Source organism: Halodesulfovibrio marinisediminis DSM 17456 (assembly GCF_900129975.1).
In the GTDB taxonomy this organism is placed as follows: domain Bacteria; phylum Desulfobacterota; class Desulfovibrionia; order Desulfovibrionales; family Desulfovibrionaceae; genus Halodesulfovibrio; species Halodesulfovibrio marinisediminis.
The window spans coordinates 151,611-169,527 of record NZ_FSRG01000004.1; the positions used below are offsets into that span (position 1 = coordinate 151,611).

A 17,917-nucleotide genomic window follows, 5' to 3' on the forward strand; every position below is an offset into this window, starting at 1 on the left:
ATTTCCGTCAACCTGTAAGCCAAGGTACGGAATGAAGCTCGTGCCCTCGCCAGAAATCTCCGTGTCTTACGCTAACGGAGATCAAAAGGCAAATGAAAAAATACGTGCTGATTAAAATATATCCTGTGGGGCAATGTAATGCAAGCTGAGTCCTAAATACTTGCTCTTCTCGTATCTGCCTGTTACTCCCCAAAGCTGAATCTTCATAAACTACTGCTGTACCCTACAATTATACAGCGTAGAACATCTTACTACATAAGGAGGCCGCTCACATGCTCGCGATTCTTGAGTACAAAGCGGGGAACCAGACAAGTGTAAAACGAGCGCTTGATCACCTTGGTATCCCAAATAAAATTACAGCAAACCCAGATGAAGTGTTGGCGGCTCATGGAATTATTTTCCCTGGTGTCGGTGCTGCAGGTCAGGCAATGGAAGAATTAGCTGCTTCCGGTCTTGAAGCTGTACTTCGTGACGCTATTGAACAGGGAAAACCGCTGCTCGGTATTTGTGTTGGTTGTCAGATTATGCTTGATTACAGTCAGGAAGGTAACACCAAGACCCTTGGTATCATCCCTGGTCAGTGTAATCTTTTTAATGAGGAATGGAAGGATATGAACGGTGATCCGATTCGTGTTCCTCATATGGGGTGGAACCAAATTAAGCAGCAGAAACAATGCGAGCTGCTTAAAGGCATCAGCGAAGATGATGAATTTTATTTTGTTCATTCCTACTTCCCTGAGCCTGCTCCAGAGTACGTTATTGCAACAACACAGTACGGTTACGAATTTTGCTCAATTCATGGTGGCCCAGGCTTGTGGGCAGTCCAGTTCCATCCGGAAAAAAGCGGTCGCGCAGGACTTCGCTTGATTAAGAACTTCTACAACTACTGCGAGGAGGCCGCGAATGCTAAGTAAACGTATTATTCCGTGCCTTGACGTACGTGATGGAAGATTAACAAAGGGTGTAAAATTTAAAGGCAACGTTGACATCGGTGACCCAGTAGAAACTGCTAAAAAATACTACGATGAAGGTGCCGATGAAATCGTATTTTACGACATTACAGCTTCCCATGAAGGACGCGGAATTTTTCTTGATGTCGTAGAAAAAGTTGCCTCAACCATCTTTATTCCGTTCTCTGTAGGCGGTGGCATCAACTCCGTGCAGGATATGCGTGATGCCCTTAACGCCGGTGCAGAGAAGGTTTCCGTGAACTCCGGTGCCGTTAAAAATCCTGACATTATCAGTGAGGGTGCAGCACGTTTCGGAAATCAGGCAATCGTACTCGGTATGGACGTAAAGCAGGTTCCAGTAACCGCAGACATTCCATCCGGTTATGAAATTGTTATTCATGGTGGCAGAAAGCACATGAATATGGATGCAATTGAATGGGCAAAAACAGCTGAAGCTCTCGGTGCCGGTGAAATCTGTGTTAACTCTATTGATGCAGATGGTACTAAGGACGGTTATGAGTTGAATCTTACCAGTACCATTGCAGAAGCTGTAAACATTCCGATCATCGCCTCCGGCGGTGCGGGTAACCCACAGCACATGTACGATGCCGTGACCAAAGGCAAAGCAACAGCTGCGCTTATCGCATCAATTGTACACTACGGTGAATATACCATTCCTGAGCTCAAGCGTCAGATGTCTGCCATGGGCGCTAAAATGCGCATGAGTTGGTAAGCTGGTATTGCCTCCGGCGGCTTAAGAACCTCTTGCAAGAGGTTCTTAAGAATCTCCAGAAACCTTTATTAAGCGAATAGCGCCCGTTAATTGACTTTTCACGCGGCTTTAATTTGCTGACTTAAATAATGAAATAAGGGCTGTCCTAACTAATAGGGCAGCCCTTTTATGTTTTTGGGAAAGGTAGTGGAATGTAAGCCGCGAGGCATCTATCAGAGAAAAAAGTACTCGTAAGTCAAAAAAGTTTGAAAGGGGGTCTGGGGGAAAACTTTTCAAAGTTTTCAGCCCAGCCGCCGGAGGCAAGCCCCGCAGGGTCGCCGACGTCATCTTGCAGGAAAATGCCGTCGCTGCAGGGAGCTAGATATCTAGTTCAAGCCAGACAGGGCAGTGGTCGGAGCCGAGCTGGGTATCTTCGATCCATGCATCTTTGATGGCATCTTTTAGTTCTTCAGAGACAAAGAAGTAGTCGATACGCCACCCTGTATTGTTTTTGCGGGCGCTGAAGCGGTAAGACCACCACGAATATTTGTCTTTAGTGTCCGGATTAACATGACGGAAGGTGTCTATGTAGCCAGCCTTTACAAATTTATCGAGCCATGCGCGTTCGATAGGTAAGAAGCCCGAAGTTCCCTCGTTTTGTTTTGGTCGCGCGAGATCGACAGGCTTGTGTGCAGTGTTGAAGTCGCCACAGACTACAATTGGCTTGGTTTTGCGCAGTTCTTCTGCATGCTCAAGGAAGGAGTCATAAAAACCAAGCTTGTATTCAAGTCGCTCGTCGCCTGCCTGTCCATTCGGGAAGTAGATGTTGAAATAGTGGAATTGTTCGAATTCAAGGTGAATTACCCGTCCTTCCCCCTGATACTTGGTGTCGGGAAGATCGTAACTTACGCTGAGAGGTTTGATCTTAGAAAAAACGGCAGTGCCGGAGTATCCTTTTTTTACGCTGGATCCAAGCCAGTAGCTGTAAAGCCCTTCAGGATGCCTATCTTCTTCGGCAATCTGATCCGGCATTGCTTTGGTTTCCTGTAAGCCAACCACGTCTGCATCATTTTCTTTGAACCATTGCCATTCGGGCTTTTTTTGTATGGCTCGAAACCCGTTAACATTCCAAGAAGTAAGCTTCATTTCTATTTCCTTAAGCTGGTAAAATTTGCAGGTCAGAAGGTAGCGTAGTGTATAAATGTCGTCAATTAGGAATTGTTACTGATTAGTAGTCGTTGCTTCATATAAGAGGCAGGTATATGCTGCCAGCTTAACTTACTAAAAAGAACAGGCTCACTTTTATAAAACGTCTTGATATCACTAGCATAGACGGGCTTGTTTTTATGCTGGTTAGAGTCTGTTTTCTCTTGTTTTGAAATTCCTTTTTGAAGGAGACTGGTAGATTATGATTCAGGTATGCGAAGCAAGGCGCGAGAAATTACGTTTACTTATGGATAAAAAGGGTATTGATGCTCTTTTTATCAGCCACGAAGCAAATCGCTATTACTTATCCAGTTTTGAACTGCATGACGGACAGAAGAACGAATACGCTGGTTATCTCCTGATTACTAAGGATGGAAGAGACTGGTTGTTTACTGATCCTCGCTACTGGGATGCCGCAAAGCGTCTGTGGGACCCGTCATGTATTTTTATTTACGGTGCAAATGCTGCGAATGCTATTAATGAGCATATTAAGAAGCTTGGATATATGACTGTTGGTTTTGAAGCCCGCACTATTCCGTATGCGTTCCAGAAATCATTAGTTGATGGATTTCAGTGTGTGGAGGGCGACGGACTTGTAGAAGAGCTTCGAATGATTAAGGACGAGCATGAGATTGCGTGCCTCAGAGAAGCGTGTGCTTTGAACCATAAGCTTATGCAGTGGGTTCCTTCTGTCTGTCTACCTGGACGTACTGAGCGAGCTGTTGCTTGGGATATTGAGAAGTTTTTCCGTGAGAATGGTGCAAGCGAACTGGCGTTTTCATCAATTGTTGCTGTAGGGCCAAACGCTGCGCTACCGCATGCAATTCCGGGAGACACTGTCATTACTGAAGATAGTCCAGTGCTTATTGATGTTGGTTGTCGCCTGAATGACTACTGCTCTGACCAGACTCGAACTATTTGGGTTGGTTCCAACCCGACTGATGAGTTTAAGCGGACTATGGAATTTGTCCGTAAAGCACAGGATGTAGCCATTGCATCAATGGAGCCGGGCATGCCTGTGAAAGAGGCACATGCTGTTGCGGTTAAAGTTTTTAAAGATGTAGGTGTTGAGGAATTCTTTACCCATTCTCTTGGGCACGGAATTGGTTTGGAGACACATGAAGCACCGTCTGTAAACTCTCGTTCTGATGCTGTCTTGAAACCAGGAATGGTCGTTACTGCCGAGCCGGGACTATACTATCCGGAATGGGGTGGCATCCGTTGGGAGCATATGGTTCTGGTAACGGAAAATGGTGTTGAACGAATGTAACGGATAGCATGCTTCAAACGCATACCATATTGTTTCAATTAGTTTTCTAGACTTTATAAAGCTCGCGATACCTTTTAGGTGCCGCGGGCTTTTTTTCAACCCTGACGGGCTCTTGAGTCTGTTCAGTTATCCCATCCATAACTTGGTTTATAAACGTCCCGTTTTATCCAGAGTGCTACAATTGTGCGTACTAGAATAGGTTCTTGTTCATGGCCACGGGAGGGCTTGATATGACAAAGACAGTTCAATGTTTCGCACTGGTTTTATGCTTGTGTTTGCTCAGCGTATCGTCAGCTTCGGCAGAATATACTCAGCAGGAATGTGATAAATTTTATTTCTCCGCCCAGTATGATGAAGCGTATCAATGTATTAGTTCAATGGCTTCGGAAGGTGATCCGCAGTCCCAGTTTAATTTGGCTGTATTATATCATTTGGGACAAGGCGTTGAGAAAGATACTTCTAAAACAATATATTGGCTGACCCGTGCCGCAGAAAATGGACATCCTAATGCACAGTTTGGTGTTGGTGCCGCTTATGAAGCTGGCTTCGGCGTAGAAAAAGATTTAGCAGTGGCCGTAAAATGGTATACAATGGCTGCAAACCAGGGCCATGCAGCAGCACAGACTAATTTAGGTGTTATGTACGGCAACGGTGAAGGTGTAGAACGGAATTCAATAGAAGCATTGAAATGGTTTAGACTTGCTGCATCAGGTGGAAGCAGTAAGGCTAGACGTAATGCAGAAGTTCTCTCACAGCATATGACTGATGAAGAGATTCTTGAAGCTGATACACTGGCAGCAACGTGGGAGCCCATAATGACAGAACATATTGATATGCTCCCTAAGCCGTCGGTGCACAAGTGAGGTAGGCATGTTAAAGCTTTTGGAAGGATTTGATGACTCAACACTTGCTGTTGAATCCGAAGGTGAAATTACTCATAAAGATTACCAAGAAGTTATTATTCCACGTGTAAAAGAGATATTGAAGACACATGACAAGGTGAATTGCTTTATGCACTTTACTGAGGGTACAGAATACTCAGCGGGTGCAGTGGCAACAGATGCACTTTTTGGAGTCAGGCATTTGTTTTCGTGGAATAAAATTGCAATTGTAACTGATCTTACTTGGATGCACAAAGGTGCCAGATATATTCTACCATTGATGCCATTTGAGGCGAAAATGTTTGTTGAAGGCGAATACGAGTTTGCTAAAAAATGGTTGGAAAGTGAGCCGACTTAATTTGACCCAATTTGTTATTAAGAAAGAAAAAAGGGCTGTCCCGACGAATCGGGGCAGCCTTTTTTTACTTGTTACGACTTCGCCCTGCGTATGCTTTGGCGAGTCCTCCGGTGGAGGTTTCGCGGTACAAGCTTGGAAGGTCATGTCCTGTTTGTTTCATAACGTGCACAACCTCATCAAAAGTGATGTGGTGTGTGCCGTCAGAAAGAATAGCCATTTGCGCACAGGAAAGTGCACGTGTGGCAGCGCAAGCATTACGTTCGATGCAAGGAATCTGCACCAAACCGTCAACAGGGTCACAGGTAAGCCCTAAGTGGTGCTCTAGCCCCATTTCTGCTGCGTATTCAATTTGCCGTACTGTTCCGCCTAGTAATTCTGCGGCAGCACCTGCTGCCATTGCGCATGCGGAACCGACCTCGCCCTGACAACCTACTTCTGCACCGGAAATTGAGCCATTAAATTTAATGACATTACCGAATAGACCTGCGGTTGCGAGTGCCTGCAGAATGTCACGACGTTTCAGCTGTTGTTGTTCCTGCAAGTAATAGAGAACTGCTGGAACAACGCCACTAGCGCCGCATGTAGGTGAGGTGACGATAATGCCGCCACCTGCGTTTTCTTCTGATACAGCAAGTGCATAGGCTGTAATAAGCCCTGTTTGCTGCATGTCATCAGAGGCATTGCGGCATCGTCTGTAGAAGCGCCATGCCTGTCTGCTAAGCCCGATAGACCCCGGTAATACACCTTGGTTGTCAAGGCCGCGTGTTACTGCGTTTTCCATTGTTTCCCAGACAGTTTCCAGAAAATCAAAAATAGTTTCCCCTTCGCATTCCACTACATATTCCCAGTACGTGATGCCTTTTTGCGAACAGTACTCCATAATTTCTTTTACTGTCGTGAGCGGGTAAACGCTCTCACTTTCTTTATCTTCTTGCCCAAGTTCGCGGATTGCTCCGCCGCCTACGCTGAAGAAAGTGCGGGAACCTAACAGTTCCCCTTGTTCATCAAACGCTTCAAATGTCATTGCGTTTGGATGTTCCGGCAAACATTTTTCAGGATGCCATCTAATTGTTGTATACTCCTTGCCAAGTACTTCTAGCACAGCCTGGTCTGTAAGATGCCCTTTGCCAGTAGCTGCAAGGCTTTCGTACAGGTGCACAACATACCTGTCAGCATGTGTGTATTGCTGTAAAAACAGCTCTGCAGCCCGTTTTGGGCCCATTGTATGGCTAGAAGAAGGTCCGACACCAATTCTGTACAATTCACGAATGGATTTCATTACAGTTCATCTCCATCTCAAATGTAGAATTGTCTGCCGCTCGACCCCAACATTGCGGGTTAACAATTTTTTACATTTGCAAGAAAACAATTTTCTGTGTTCAGCACCAGTGTCTTGCACACAATCAAAATCTCGGCTGAGACGCAAGCTTTTCTCGAACGTTTTTTCTATCTAACTAAAATAGCTGAACACTGTTTACTCTGTATTGGAAAGTGGATACTGATTGAGCTAATAGTATTAGTCCTAAAAAATGCATGAATACTCTTTTTTGCGGTTGAGTGAGTGATACCCTTATGAGTGTTTGCAGTTGTGTTCTATAGTGTTTGCGCATGTCTAATTGCTTGATTTTGCTTGCAAATAATGGGTCTAGCTATTAGGTGAGTGCTACTTCAATTTTTAAAAAACGACTGAATTGAACGAGGGACACACGATTGGTTAGGCAACTCAAGGGGAACGGTTGCTGCATCCTCAACTCACATTAGGAGAGAATGTGACTCGTCGTGTAATCCAACTTATTGCTATTTGTTCTATGGTGTTAGCTGCTGTTTCTGTTCAGGCGGCTGGTTTTGGTATTTATGAGTTCAGTGCTCGTGCTAACGCACTCGGTAACTCTGTAATGGCTGGTAAAGCAGATCCGTCTTCTATTGCTCTTAACCCTGCACAGTTAACACAGCTTGATGGAACACAGATTGCTATCGGTGCTTCAGGAATTTATCCGCAAGCAACAGTAGATATTGAATCTCCTGCTTCAGATGCTGGCTCTTACGATGGTAAAAGTACATTGTGGACTATGCCGCATCTATACGTAACTCATGCTGTAAATGATCAAATTTACGTGGGCATGGGCGTATTTTCTCGCTTTGGTCTTGGTACAGAGTTTGATAAAAACTGGCCTGGTGCATCTGATGTGTACAAGGTTGGTATTAAGACTGTCTCCATCAACCCGCTTATTGGCTACAAAGTCACTGACAATTTCGCCATCGCTATCGGACCAGAAATCATGTGGTTCGACTTTGAGTTGAAGAAAAAGACAGGTCATCCATTGAATCATGTCTATCTTGATACAGAAATGGGTGGTGATAGCTGGGGGGCAGGTTTGGCTCTCGGTATGCGTTACCAGTGGACGGACTGGCTTTCTTTAGGTGCCAGCTATCGCTCTGAGGTGACTCAGAATGTAGAAGGCAAGATAAAAATGACCTATGGAGGCGTGACGAAGAAAGATACTGATGCGTCCGGCAAAATTACCCTGCCTCAGCAGATTGGTTTTGGTATTAATTTGAAACCAATGGATAAATTAAGTGTGGAAGTAGGTGCAACCTGGATTGGATGGAGCAGTTACGAAGAACTTAAGGTTGATTTTGCAGGTGGACCATATACTAAGTCTAGTCAGTACAAAGATACTTGGCGTTACAACATTGGTGCAGAGTATAATCTTACTGAGAACTGGGACTTACGTGCTAGCTATGTATACGATGAATCTCCACTTAACAGTAGCCATCTGAGTTACATGGTTCCAGCTAACGATCGTCAGATTGTTGGTGTAGGTTTGGGCTGGCATAATGAACATTGGACTGTTGATGCGAGTTACAACTACTTGTTTATTTCTGATCGCTCCGGTCATGTGACAGTGAAAGACTCAAGTGCAGATCCATACATTCAGGATGCGAAATTCAAAGATGGTGATGCACATATTGTTGGCCTGACTGTTGGCTACAAGTTCTAATGCATCATCCCTAATACAATAGAAAAAGAGGGCTGTCCTAATTAATTAGGACAGCCCTCTTATATTTGAAGAAAGGTAGTGAGGCATAAGCCGTGAAGCTGCGTAGCAGCGTGCTGATGACCTCGTGAGTAAAGGTTTTAGGAGATTCTTAAGAAGCCCTTTTCCTAAAAAGGGTTCTTAAGCCGCCGGAGGCACTTCGCTTTTAGTGTAGAACACCTTAGAATTCGATATGCTGTGGTGTGCGCGGGAATGGGATAACGTCGCGAATGTTGGTGATGCCTGTGACGAGCATGAGGAGACGTTCGAAGCCCATACCGAAGCCTGCGTGCGGTGCGGAACCGAAGCGACGAAGATCGGTGTACCACCAGTAGTCTTCAGGGTTCTGACCCATTTCGTTGATACGCTCAAGAAGCACATCCATGCGCTCTTCACGTTGTGAACCGCCGATGAGTTCGCCGATGCGCGGAACGAGAACGTCCATAGCGGCAACGGTTTTACCATCGTCGTTAAGACGCATGTAGAACGCTTTGATGTCTTTTGGGTAGTCGTACACGATTACAGGCTTCTTGAAGTGCTCTTCTGCAAGGTAGCGCTCGTGTTCGGTTTGAAGGTCGATTCCCCACTCAACAGGGAATTCCCATTTTTTCTTGGTAGCGGAGAGTAATTCGATTGCTTCTGTGTAGCTTACGCGTGCAAATGGCTCGTTAATGATGTTTTCAAGGCGACCCATGAGCTCTTTGTCGACGAATTTAGCGAAGAGTTCGATGTCATCAGGGCAGTTTTCCAGAATGTGTTTTACCACATACTTGGTCATTTCTTCCGCAAGGTCCATGTTGTCTTCATTGTCTGCAAAGGCAACTTCCGGTTCAATCATCCAGAACTCGGCAGCATGGCGTGGAGTGTTGGAGTTTTCAGCACGGAAGGTTGGGCCGAAGGTGTACACTTTACCAAGTCCCATTGCCAGAAGCTCAGCTTCGAGCTGACCGGATACGGTGAGGTTTGCCTCACGACCGAAGAAGTCATCTTCAAAAACAGAACCTTCTTTAGGTGCTTCTACGCCAGTAGCAGGTAGTGTGGATACGCGGAACATTTCGCCGGCACCTTCGCAGTCGGAACCGGTAAGGATTGGTGTGTGTACGTTAAAGAAGCCTTTGTCGCGGTAAAATTTGTGTACGGCGAATGCTGCTTCGGAGCGAATGCGGAATGCTGCACCGTATTTGTTGGTACGTGCACGAAGGTGTGCGATCTGACGAAGGAATTCGTCAGAATGACGTTTTTTCTGTAATGGAAAATCTTCTGCGTCAGCGGTGCCGAGCAGCTTGAGTTCTGTAGCGCGAACTTCCCATTTCTGTCCTTTACCTGGAGATGGTACAAGTTCACCAAGCAGTTCAACAGCTGCACCAGTGGTTATATCTTTGATGATCTCATAGGTCGGTACGGATTCGTCGACAATAACTTGCAGGTTCTTAAGGCAAGAGCCGTCATTCATCTCAAGAAATGAAAAGCCCTTTGCATCACGACGGGTACGCACCCAACCGCAAATTTTGATTTCTTTGGTTGCCTCTTCTGCCTGCAATGCATCAACAATGGGTGTTCTACGCATTTCCCTGTCTCCTTACAGTCGGATAACGATATACAATACCATATCGGTATCGTTAATTACTTGGTATTGAAGCTCTATAACTGACTTGCAAGTCCACTGCAATTTGATATTACTGGCAGTTATGAAGATGGGGTTAAGCGTTTTGACTGTCTGAAATTAAAATAATCACTGTGTTTTTATTATCCTGGGAAAAGGTAACACAGTTATCGCGTGAGCAGAGAACAACCCCGATGCGGAAAATTTTGTATCAATGTAAAAAGAAAGGGCTTGCGTACTTGCAACAGCTTGGGGCAAAAAGTACAAAAAATCTTGGTTTGATATCTAGTTCAAACATACATTGACTCGCCTGTCACGACGATTCTTTTTATGCATCTTAACCTTCTGAAAGACCGGTCCGGAGGACGCATGGTTCAAAGAATTCTTATGGCAGTATTCGCACTGCTGCTCCTTATTCCGCAGAATGTTTCTGCTGGTACCCCTGAATTGAAAGCTCAAGTAGAATCCATACTGCGTGAGAACCCGGACATTTTGCTTAATATTATTCGTGAGAATAGCGAACAGGTGCTCATGGCCCTGCGTGAAGGTAACTCTAAGGCGAAAATTGCTGTCATGAAGGCGCAGTGGAAGCAGGATGTTGCTGTTCCTAAAGACGTTGCGCTTAATGATCGCGCAATCCGTGGCAATGAAGATGCTCCAGTGACTATTGTCGCATTTTCTGACTTCACATGTCCTTACTGCGAACGTGCTGCGTTTACCTTGAATAGTCTTATGTCGCATTACGGCAAGACCGTACGCTTTGTTTTTAAGAACTACCCGCTTGCATCGCACGAAAATGCACGTTTAGCTTCGCAGTATTTTGTTGCTGCGAATAATTTTGACTCTGAAAAAGCGTGGAAGTTGTACGATGAGTTTTTTGCGAATCGCGAGACCCTGATTGCTGAGGGTGAGCCGTTTATGAAGAAAGTTGCAAAAAAAGTAGGGCTTGATCCTGAAAAACTTGCAAAAGAAGCACGTACAGAGTCAGTGAATGCTCTTATTGAGGAAGATATGGCAGATGCCAAGGCGCTTGAACTTGAAGGCACTCCGTATTTTCTCGTAAATAATATTCTTATTCGTGGCGCATTGCCGCTTGATCTTTACTCTGAAGCTGTTGAGATTGCTCTGGATTACGAAAACAAAAAGTAGCGTTGCGTAAACCGGTTAGAAAAGCGTCAGCTGTTGAATATAAAAAGCCTCTGAGAATGTTGCTCAGGGGCTTTTTTTGTACATAGTTCACAATGACAGAATTGTAAGAAAATGGCGATATTAAGCAAAAACAGTAAAATAGTGGGGTTTGAGCGCTTGCAAAGTTGATGGCGTTCAGGCTATCGTCCCGTTTCGAATTAGATTTTTAGCATGTACAAGGAGAGTTCATCCGTGCAGAAAACAGTGTATTTTATCGAAGGCGACGGGATCGGCAAGGAAGTGTGGGCAGCCGCACGTCCGGTTCTTACAGCTGCGATTGAAAAAGCGTACGGTAACGAACGTTCCTTGGAGTTTAAGGAGCTTCTCGCCGGAGAAAAGGCATTTAACGAGACTGGTGAATACCTTCCGCAGGATACGTTAACTACATTGCAGAATGCAGAGCTTGCCATTAAAGGCCCGCTTATGACTCCTGTAGGTAAAGGATTCCGTAGTCTTAATGTTACCATGAGACAGACGCTCGACTTATACGCTTGTATTCGTCCTATCCGCTACTACGATGGCATTATGTCACCGGTAAAGCGTCCGGATCTTGTTGATATGGTTGTGTTCCGTGAAAATACTGAAGACGTTTACGCTGGTATCGAATTTGAGTCCGGCAGTGACGAAGCAAAGCGCCTTATCGAATTTTTCCGCGATGAGCTTGGCGTTACTGTGAATCCTACAGCAGGTGTTGGCTTAAAGCCGATTACTCCGAACGGCTCTAAGCGCCTTGTGCGTAAAGCGTTGGAATTTGCAGTGGCACACGGCAAGCCTAGTGTAACTCTCGTGCACAAAGGGAACATCATGAAATACACCGAAGGCGGTTTCCGCCAGTGGGGCTATGATGTTGCTGCTGAAGAGTTTGCTGCGCAGACCACAACTGAAGATGCTCCTGCAGAAGGCAAAGTGATTGTAAAAGACCGCATTGCTGATGCAATGTTCCAGGAAGCACTTATTCGACCTGAACAGTACTCTGTACTTGCTACCACTAACCTCAATGGTGACTACCTTTCTGATGCACTTGCAGCGCAGGTTGGGGGCCTTGGTTTGGCACCGGGCGTGAATATGTCTGACAATCTTGCTTTCTTTGAGGCAACTCACGGCACGGCTCCGACGATTGCCGGTAAAGACATGGCAAACCCTGGCAGCCTTATTCTATCCGGTGCAATGATGCTCGAGCATATTGGTTGGACTGAAGCAGCGGATTCTATTCATAATGCTGTAACCAAAGCTATCTCTGCAAAAACAGTGACCTGCGACCTCGCAAGCCAGATGGAAAACGCTAAGACGGTCGGTTGTAAAGCATTCGGTGAACTGGTGGGAAGCCTCTTGTAGTCGTATCTATCTAGACATAATACGAAAAAGGGTGGTCTCACTGGAGGCCGCCCTTTTTTTTATGGTTGCCATCGATGTTTTTTCAAAAACAAAGGATGGGGTGGTGTTATGATTTTTCGTTTCTTGGAAAACTGTCGCTGCAACCAGCCCCCAAAAGCATCGCTTATTTGGTTGTCAGAAGTTTTTTTTAAGAAAAGCAAAAATTTCGTTTTTAACAATTTTGTAAATATGGACAGAAAAAAGCTATTCAAAATAGACAAAATTTACAAAATTGTAAAACACTAAAAATAGCGATGTAGTAAAAACAGGTAGTTACGTTTTTGGCACAGAGCCTGCTTTATTCAAAGCAAAATCGTTAAAGCAGGAGGTTACTATGTCTGTGTGCAAAAGCATGTTGTCCCGAAATGGGGTAGTTGTAACAATGACAGTTTTAGCGCTTGGCGTAAGCGCAACGTTAGCACATGCGGAAGATGAGGCGGTGTATCTGACACAAACAAACGCGAACATAGTATGGACTCTGCTCGCTGCCATGCTTGTGATGTTTATGCAGGCCGGATTCACATTGGTTGAGTGCGGGTTAACCCGATCAAAGAACGCGGGTAATATTCTGATGAAGAATATGCTGGATTTTGCCGTTGGTACTATGCTGTTCCTTGTTTTTGGTTATGGGTTGATGTTTGGCGGAGACTTTATGGGGATGTTCGGAACGGACGGGTTCTTCCTTTCGTTTATCGATGCTCCTTCTCCTGCAAGAGATTTTGATATTACATTCTGGTTCTTCCAGTCTGTATTTGCTGCAACCGCGGCAACGATCGTTTCAGGCAGTGTTGCTGAACGTACAAAATTTCAGGCGTATATTATGATCAGCATGCTCGCGACCGGATTGATCTATCCTATTTCCGGTCACTGGGCATGGGGCGGGCTCACCGGTAATGCAGGCTGGCTCGAATCTCTCGGTTTTGTTGATTTTGCGGGATCAACAGTAGTTCATTCTCTTGGTGGCTGGCTTGCTCTGGCTGGTGCCATGGCTGTAGGACCTCGAATCGGTAAGTATATGCCGGATAAAAAATCTCGTGCAATTCTTGGTCACAATGTGCCTATGGCTGGTCTTGGTGTGTTTATCCTTTGGTTTGGATGGTTCGGATTTAACGCCGGATCAACAACTATGGCAGACGGAAGTATTGGGTATATTGCCCTCAATACCAGCCTTGCAGGCTGTGCAGGGATGATAGCTGCTATGATAACTGTCTGGATTCGCTTCGGTAAGCCGGAAGCATCCATGACAATGAACGGCATCCTTGCCGGACTGGTTGGCGTAACAGCAGGTTGTAGTGAACTTTCACCATTCGGTGCAATTCTCGTTGGCGGCATTTGTGGCGTAGCAGTCGTAGTAGCCGTTGAGTTTATTGATACCGTGCTGTGTGTGGATGATCCTGTTGGTGCTATTTCTGTTCACGGCGTCTGCGGTGCCATTGGTACACTGAGTGTAGGATTATTTGCCTCCCCAGATTTTGGCTCTGTAACTGGGTTTTTCTATAACGGAGATCTGTCTCAGTTCGGAGTGCAGCTGTTAGGTGTTGTCGTCTTTTTTGCATGGGCATTCGGCGTCGGTACCGTATGTTTTAAATTTGTAGATAGCCTTGTCGGGCTGCGCGTAAGTCGCGTTGAAGAAATTAAGGGACTGGATATTACCGAACACGGGGCAGAAGCCTACAACGGATTCCAGATTTTCAGTGTCGAATAACCTGATTGGAGAAAAACAATGAAAAACGTCGTTGCTTTTATCAGACCGGAATGTCTCCCGCAGGTTAAGCAGGAGTTGTTCGCCAGAGAGCTTTTCGGATTGTCTGTAACCAATATTCTTGGAAGCGGACAGCAGAAAGGATTTACAGAAACCTATCGAGGCGTAACCGAAGAAGTAAACCTTCTTAAAAAATTACGCATTGAACTTGTTGTTCATGAAGAACGGCTTAACGACGCTATTACTGCTATTGAAACCGGCGCTCGAACGGAAACAGAAGGCGACGGCATCATTTACTTTCAAAACATCCATGGTGTCAGACGAATTCGAACCGGTGAGGCGCTTTAGAAGAAGTAAAAGAGCAGTTGGTTGAGCTGCACCTGTATAGCAGGAAATTGATTGAAAAAACAAAGGGTAGAGTTCCCAGACTCTACCCTTTGTTATGTGCTAATTTTGTGCGGTGAGAAAGCTAGAGGTGCAGAAGGTTGGATATGAGTTTACGGATATGTTCGATCGGGAGTTCTTTACCCGTCCAGAGTCTGAACTGCTCTGCCCCTTGTGCGGCGAACATATGCAGGCCGTCTATAGTTTCCCAACCTGTTTCTTTTGCGGTTCGAAGAAAAACAGTTTCAAGAGGGTTGTAGACCAGATCATATGCAATACCGCTTTCGGTGAACATGTCTGCAGTGAAAGGCGTCTCGTTTACTTGTTCACCAGACATTCCCATTGGAGTTGTATTGATAACTAAATTAGCTTCAACAGAGCCTCGCTCATCCCACGCAACGGATTTAACAGAAAACTGTGCTGCGAGTTTTTCGGCTCGTTCCAGGGTTCGGTTACAAATAGTGACATCATTGATGCACAACTCCTGCAATCCTGCCAGAACAGCCTTTGCTGCGCCTCCCGCACCAAGTACCAGCGCTTTGGTAGACGCAAGTTTTTTACCTTTAAGAGGTGCCATGAAGCCGATAACGTCTGTGTTGTCACCTACAAGGGTATCATCTTCCCAGTAGAGGGTGTTCACAGCACCCACAGTCGTAGCGCGTGGCGTGATCTTGTCTACATATTCTATGACAGCTTCTTTGTGGGGAATCGTAACACTGGCCCCGTACATAGGCAGAGAACGGAAATTTTCCATGAATTCAGGTAGCTTTTCCGGTGGGGTCGGGAATGCCATGTACACTGAATTAAGGGAGTATTTATTGAATCCGCTATTGTGCAGTGCTGGACTCATGGTGTGGCCTAAGGGGTGTCCGATGATTCCGTACAGTTTTTTCTGAGCTGTCATTGTCTTTCCTTCTGAGAGCAGCAGGTTGTGCATTGTTTTTTTCTGTGTGCAATAGAGTGTAGCCAAGAAAAAACTGAAGGTACAGGGCAGGAAGTGTTGTGGAGAACAAAAAAAGCGAAGTGTCGACCAGACACTCCGCTTAGGAAATATGGGTTTGGGGAGCCACCCCTCACCATGAAATACATGTGAAAGAAAGAAGGTACTGTTATCTTAGCAACCTGTGTGCCAATAGTTGTGTATATGTTGTATTTTTTAAAAATACTGCAAAATCAAACGGTAAGAGTGTTTTGTCGTTTTTGCGTGCAATACTGTAGCGTAAAGGATTTTTTACCCCGGAAGATGCTTCCGCTATTGGCAAGGGTTCTGTGCAAAAAATTTGAACTGGCGAAGTTTACCCCTCTAATCGAATTGCTTAATCGACATATAGGTAGCGTTTAATTTTTTGGGTTGGTGTTTTTTCAAACGGTTCAGTTTGTTCAATGACCTTCATAATGCGGGAGAAACCGGCAACTTTGCTGTTAACATCGTTGCGGATTTCTTCAAGCAGCTTCAGTACCTTTTCTTCAAGTTTGGCAGCATGCAGCGAACCGAATTCGTCGTCTATTTTGGTTCTATCCAGGTGAATACGTGCGATAAGTTTTCTATCCTGTTCGTACACAATGGTTTCCAGTACCCAAGGGGACTGCATAATTATGCCTTCAAGTTCTTCAGGATAGATATTTTCACCGCTTGGCCCGACAATAACGTTTTTGAGGCGGCCACGGATGTAGAGGTAGTCATCGTTATCAAATTTCCCGAGATCGCCGGTTCGGAACCAACCGTCTTTCGTGAATACAGACTTAGTAATCTCAGGAGCTTTGTAGTATTCTCGCATAATATTAGGGCCTTTTGCGAGAATTTCACCTTCACCTGTTTCAGGATGCGGGTTGTCGATTTTTAGTTCAATACCTTGCAGCTTGTATCCTGTAGAGGTCAGGCGGGTGTATGCTGGACCTGTTCCTGCCAGCAGCGGACTGGTTTCTGTGAGACCATACCCGATAGCATACGGGAAGTTTGCTTCCTTCAGAAAACGCTCAACTTCCGGCGCAATGGCTGCGCCACCAATACAGAAAACACGTAGGCTTCCGCCGAATGTTGCCAGTAATTTTTTACCGGCAAGAGCATGCATTTTAGGGCGTGCAATTTTGTATAGTAGTCGTTTTGCCCAGCTGCTCGTAAGCTTGGGCAGGATTGCAGCTTTAAAAATTTTCTCAATAACAAGCGGAACGGACAGCATAACCGTTGGCTTTACTTGAGCCATTGCAGGCAGTAACGCTCGGGCTGTAGGCGGCTTGCTCATGTAGTTGATATGAGCGCCGTTCATTAACGGCAAAATTAAGCCCAGAGTACATTCGTAGGTATGAGAAAGTGGCAGGATGGAGAGTAGTCTGTCTCCGGGACCTACTTCTACAATGGTGCGTACAGCATATGCGTTTGATACGATGTTTTCATGTGTAAGCACCACGCCTTTTGAATGCCCTGTGGTGCCGGATGTGTAGATGATTGCAGCAACATCTTCTGGAGAGACTGTGTTGCCGGCTGAAAACAAGCTGACAGTGCCTTTGATTTTGTCTGCATGCTCGCGTTCAATAAATTTTTGTGTCAGGTCACGCGCTTTGTCCATAATGGAGCGGAATTCGCGTAATCCAGCATTTTTTAATTCTTTCAGCTTCTGCGGCTCTTCATCAAATGCAACGGCTGTGAATGTTTCCATCAGGAACAGAGTGGGTGGGGTGTCATATTGGCCGTCTTCAACCTTGCTGAACAGTTTTTGGGAAACAATAACAGCAGAAGCTTCGGAATGACGGATAATGTGATGTACGGCATCCGGATGGAAATCTGGAAGGATTGGAACAGCCACTGCGCCCATGGCGGTAATTGCAAAATATGCAATGCCCCAGTTCGGTGTACTTTCACTTAAGATGGCAACTTTGTCTCCGGCTGTGATTCCGTGCTTAACAAGTAGTCCCTGCAACCCTTGAACGGCAGTTGCAAACTCTTTGTAAGTAATCGGGGCTTCGCCAACATTTGAAAGTGCCGGTTGATCTGGAAACAAGTCAGCACTGCGTTCGAGTACTGCCGTAAGGGTATATGTCGTAAGTGGGTACATGGGCGCTCCGTAAAAATCATCCATTAAGCACAATGAATACTGTTCACTGCTAAACGAATTGTCTGTACGCGAAGATTGGTAAGTCTGCAACGCTGGCAACGGCTTTCCGGCAGTCTGTGTCCGTATGTCAATTGACCTTTTTAGTCCTTTGGGCATAAGAAAAAATGAGTACAACACTATCTTACAGAAAGGATAATC

Annotated in this window: 15 protein-coding genes; 10 read left to right on the forward strand and 5 right to left on the reverse strand. The window is 45.4% G+C overall.

The annotated features are described in order from the left end of the window. The first annotated feature begins 272 nt into the window (after positions 1-272). Both hisH and hisF read left to right on the forward strand, forming a co-directional pair. Positions 273-914, forward strand: a complete 642-nt coding sequence (hisH, locus tag BUR09_RS05260) for an imidazole glycerol phosphate synthase subunit HisH (RefSeq protein WP_074215911.1) — start codon at positions 273-275, stop codon at positions 912-914. Continuing rightward, positions 904-1,683 carry an imidazole glycerol phosphate synthase subunit HisF gene (gene hisF / locus BUR09_RS05265; RefSeq protein WP_074215912.1) on the forward strand — a complete coding sequence of 260 codons (780 nt, stop codon included), beginning with the start codon at positions 904-906 and terminating at the stop codon, positions 1,681-1,683. Before hisH ends, hisF begins: the two co-directional genes overlap by 11 nt. Positions 1,684-2,040: 357 nt before the next feature. On the opposite strand, the gene BUR09_RS05270 is transcribed toward hisF, so the two are convergent. Beyond that, positions 2,041-2,808: an exodeoxyribonuclease III gene (locus BUR09_RS05270; protein ID WP_074215913.1), complete on the reverse strand. Its 768-nt coding sequence runs from the start codon at positions 2,806-2,808 to the stop codon at positions 2,041-2,043. 262 nt (positions 2,809-3,070) lie between these two features. Between BUR09_RS05270 and BUR09_RS05275 the strand changes: the two genes are divergently transcribed. The 3 genes from BUR09_RS05275 to BUR09_RS05285 all read left to right on the forward strand — a co-directional run bounded on the left by BUR09_RS05275 (position 3,071) and on the right by BUR09_RS05285 (position 5,377). Next, positions 3,071-4,138, forward strand: a complete 1,068-nt coding sequence (locus BUR09_RS05275) for a M24 family metallopeptidase (protein ID WP_074215914.1) — start codon at positions 3,071-3,073, stop codon at positions 4,136-4,138. A gap of 230 nt (positions 4,139-4,368) precedes the next feature. Beyond that, the gene (locus tag BUR09_RS05280; RefSeq protein WP_074215915.1) at positions 4,369-5,001 is read left to right on the forward strand and encodes a tetratricopeptide repeat protein; all 633 of its coding nucleotides are present in this window, start codon (positions 4,369-4,371) and stop codon (positions 4,999-5,001) included. Positions 5,002-5,008: 7 nt separating this feature from the next. Further along, positions 5,009-5,377, forward strand: a complete 369-nt coding sequence (locus BUR09_RS05285; RefSeq protein WP_074215916.1) for a SpoIIAA family protein — start codon at positions 5,009-5,011, stop codon at positions 5,375-5,377. A gap of 64 nt (positions 5,378-5,441) precedes the next feature. Here BUR09_RS05285 and BUR09_RS05290 read toward each other — a convergent pair whose 3' ends face one another. After that, the gene (locus BUR09_RS05290) at positions 5,442-6,656 is read right to left on the reverse strand and encodes an L-serine ammonia-lyase (protein WP_074215917.1); all 1,215 of its coding nucleotides are present in this window, start codon (positions 6,654-6,656) and stop codon (positions 5,442-5,444) included. A gap of 490 nt (positions 6,657-7,146) precedes the next feature. On the opposite strand from BUR09_RS05290, the gene BUR09_RS05295 reads away from it, so the two are divergent. Next, positions 7,147-8,379: an OmpP1/FadL family transporter gene (locus BUR09_RS05295; protein WP_084539347.1), complete on the forward strand. Its 1,233-nt coding sequence runs from the start codon at positions 7,147-7,149 to the stop codon at positions 8,377-8,379. A gap of 217 nt (positions 8,380-8,596) precedes the next feature. On the opposite strand, the gene asnS is transcribed toward BUR09_RS05295, so the two are convergent. Next, on the reverse strand, positions 8,597-9,982 hold the full coding sequence (asnS, locus tag BUR09_RS05300; RefSeq protein WP_074215918.1) for an asparagine--tRNA ligase: 1,386 nt from the start codon (positions 9,980-9,982) through the stop codon (positions 8,597-8,599). Between the two features lie 405 nt (positions 9,983-10,387). Here asnS and BUR09_RS05305 point away from each other — a divergent pair, with 405 nt between their 5' ends. The 4 genes from BUR09_RS05305 to BUR09_RS05320 all read left to right on the forward strand — a co-directional run bounded on the left by BUR09_RS05305 (position 10,388) and on the right by BUR09_RS05320 (position 14,630). Beyond that, a complete protein-coding gene (locus BUR09_RS05305; protein WP_074215919.1) occupies positions 10,388-11,167 on the forward strand; it encodes a DsbA family protein in 780 nt (259 codons plus the stop codon). A 231-nt stretch (positions 11,168-11,398) separates the two neighbouring features. After that, positions 11,399-12,541, forward strand: a complete 1,143-nt coding sequence (gene icd, locus BUR09_RS05310) for an NADP-dependent isocitrate dehydrogenase (protein ID WP_074215920.1) — start codon at positions 11,399-11,401, stop codon at positions 12,539-12,541. A 373-nt stretch (positions 12,542-12,914) separates the two neighbouring features. Further along, positions 12,915-14,285 carry an ammonium transporter gene (locus BUR09_RS05315; RefSeq protein WP_074215921.1) on the forward strand — a complete coding sequence of 457 codons (1,371 nt, stop codon included), beginning with the start codon at positions 12,915-12,917 and terminating at the stop codon, positions 14,283-14,285. Positions 14,286-14,303: 18 nt separating this feature from the next. After that, positions 14,304-14,630 (forward strand): P-II family nitrogen regulator, encoded by a 327-nt coding sequence (locus BUR09_RS05320; protein ID WP_074215922.1) that lies wholly within the window; start codon positions 14,304-14,306, stop codon positions 14,628-14,630. A 121-nt stretch (positions 14,631-14,751) separates the two neighbouring features. Here BUR09_RS05320 and aroE read toward each other — a convergent pair whose 3' ends face one another. Together aroE and BUR09_RS05330 are read right to left on the reverse strand one after the other, a co-directional pair. Further along, a complete protein-coding gene (gene aroE, locus BUR09_RS05325; protein ID WP_074215923.1) occupies positions 14,752-15,570 on the reverse strand; it encodes a shikimate dehydrogenase in 819 nt (272 codons plus the stop codon). Between the two features lie 412 nt (positions 15,571-15,982). Beyond that, a complete protein-coding gene (locus BUR09_RS05330) occupies positions 15,983-17,719 on the reverse strand; it encodes an AMP-binding protein (protein WP_074215924.1) in 1,737 nt (578 codons plus the stop codon). Between the last annotated feature and the right edge of the window lie 198 nt (positions 17,720-17,917).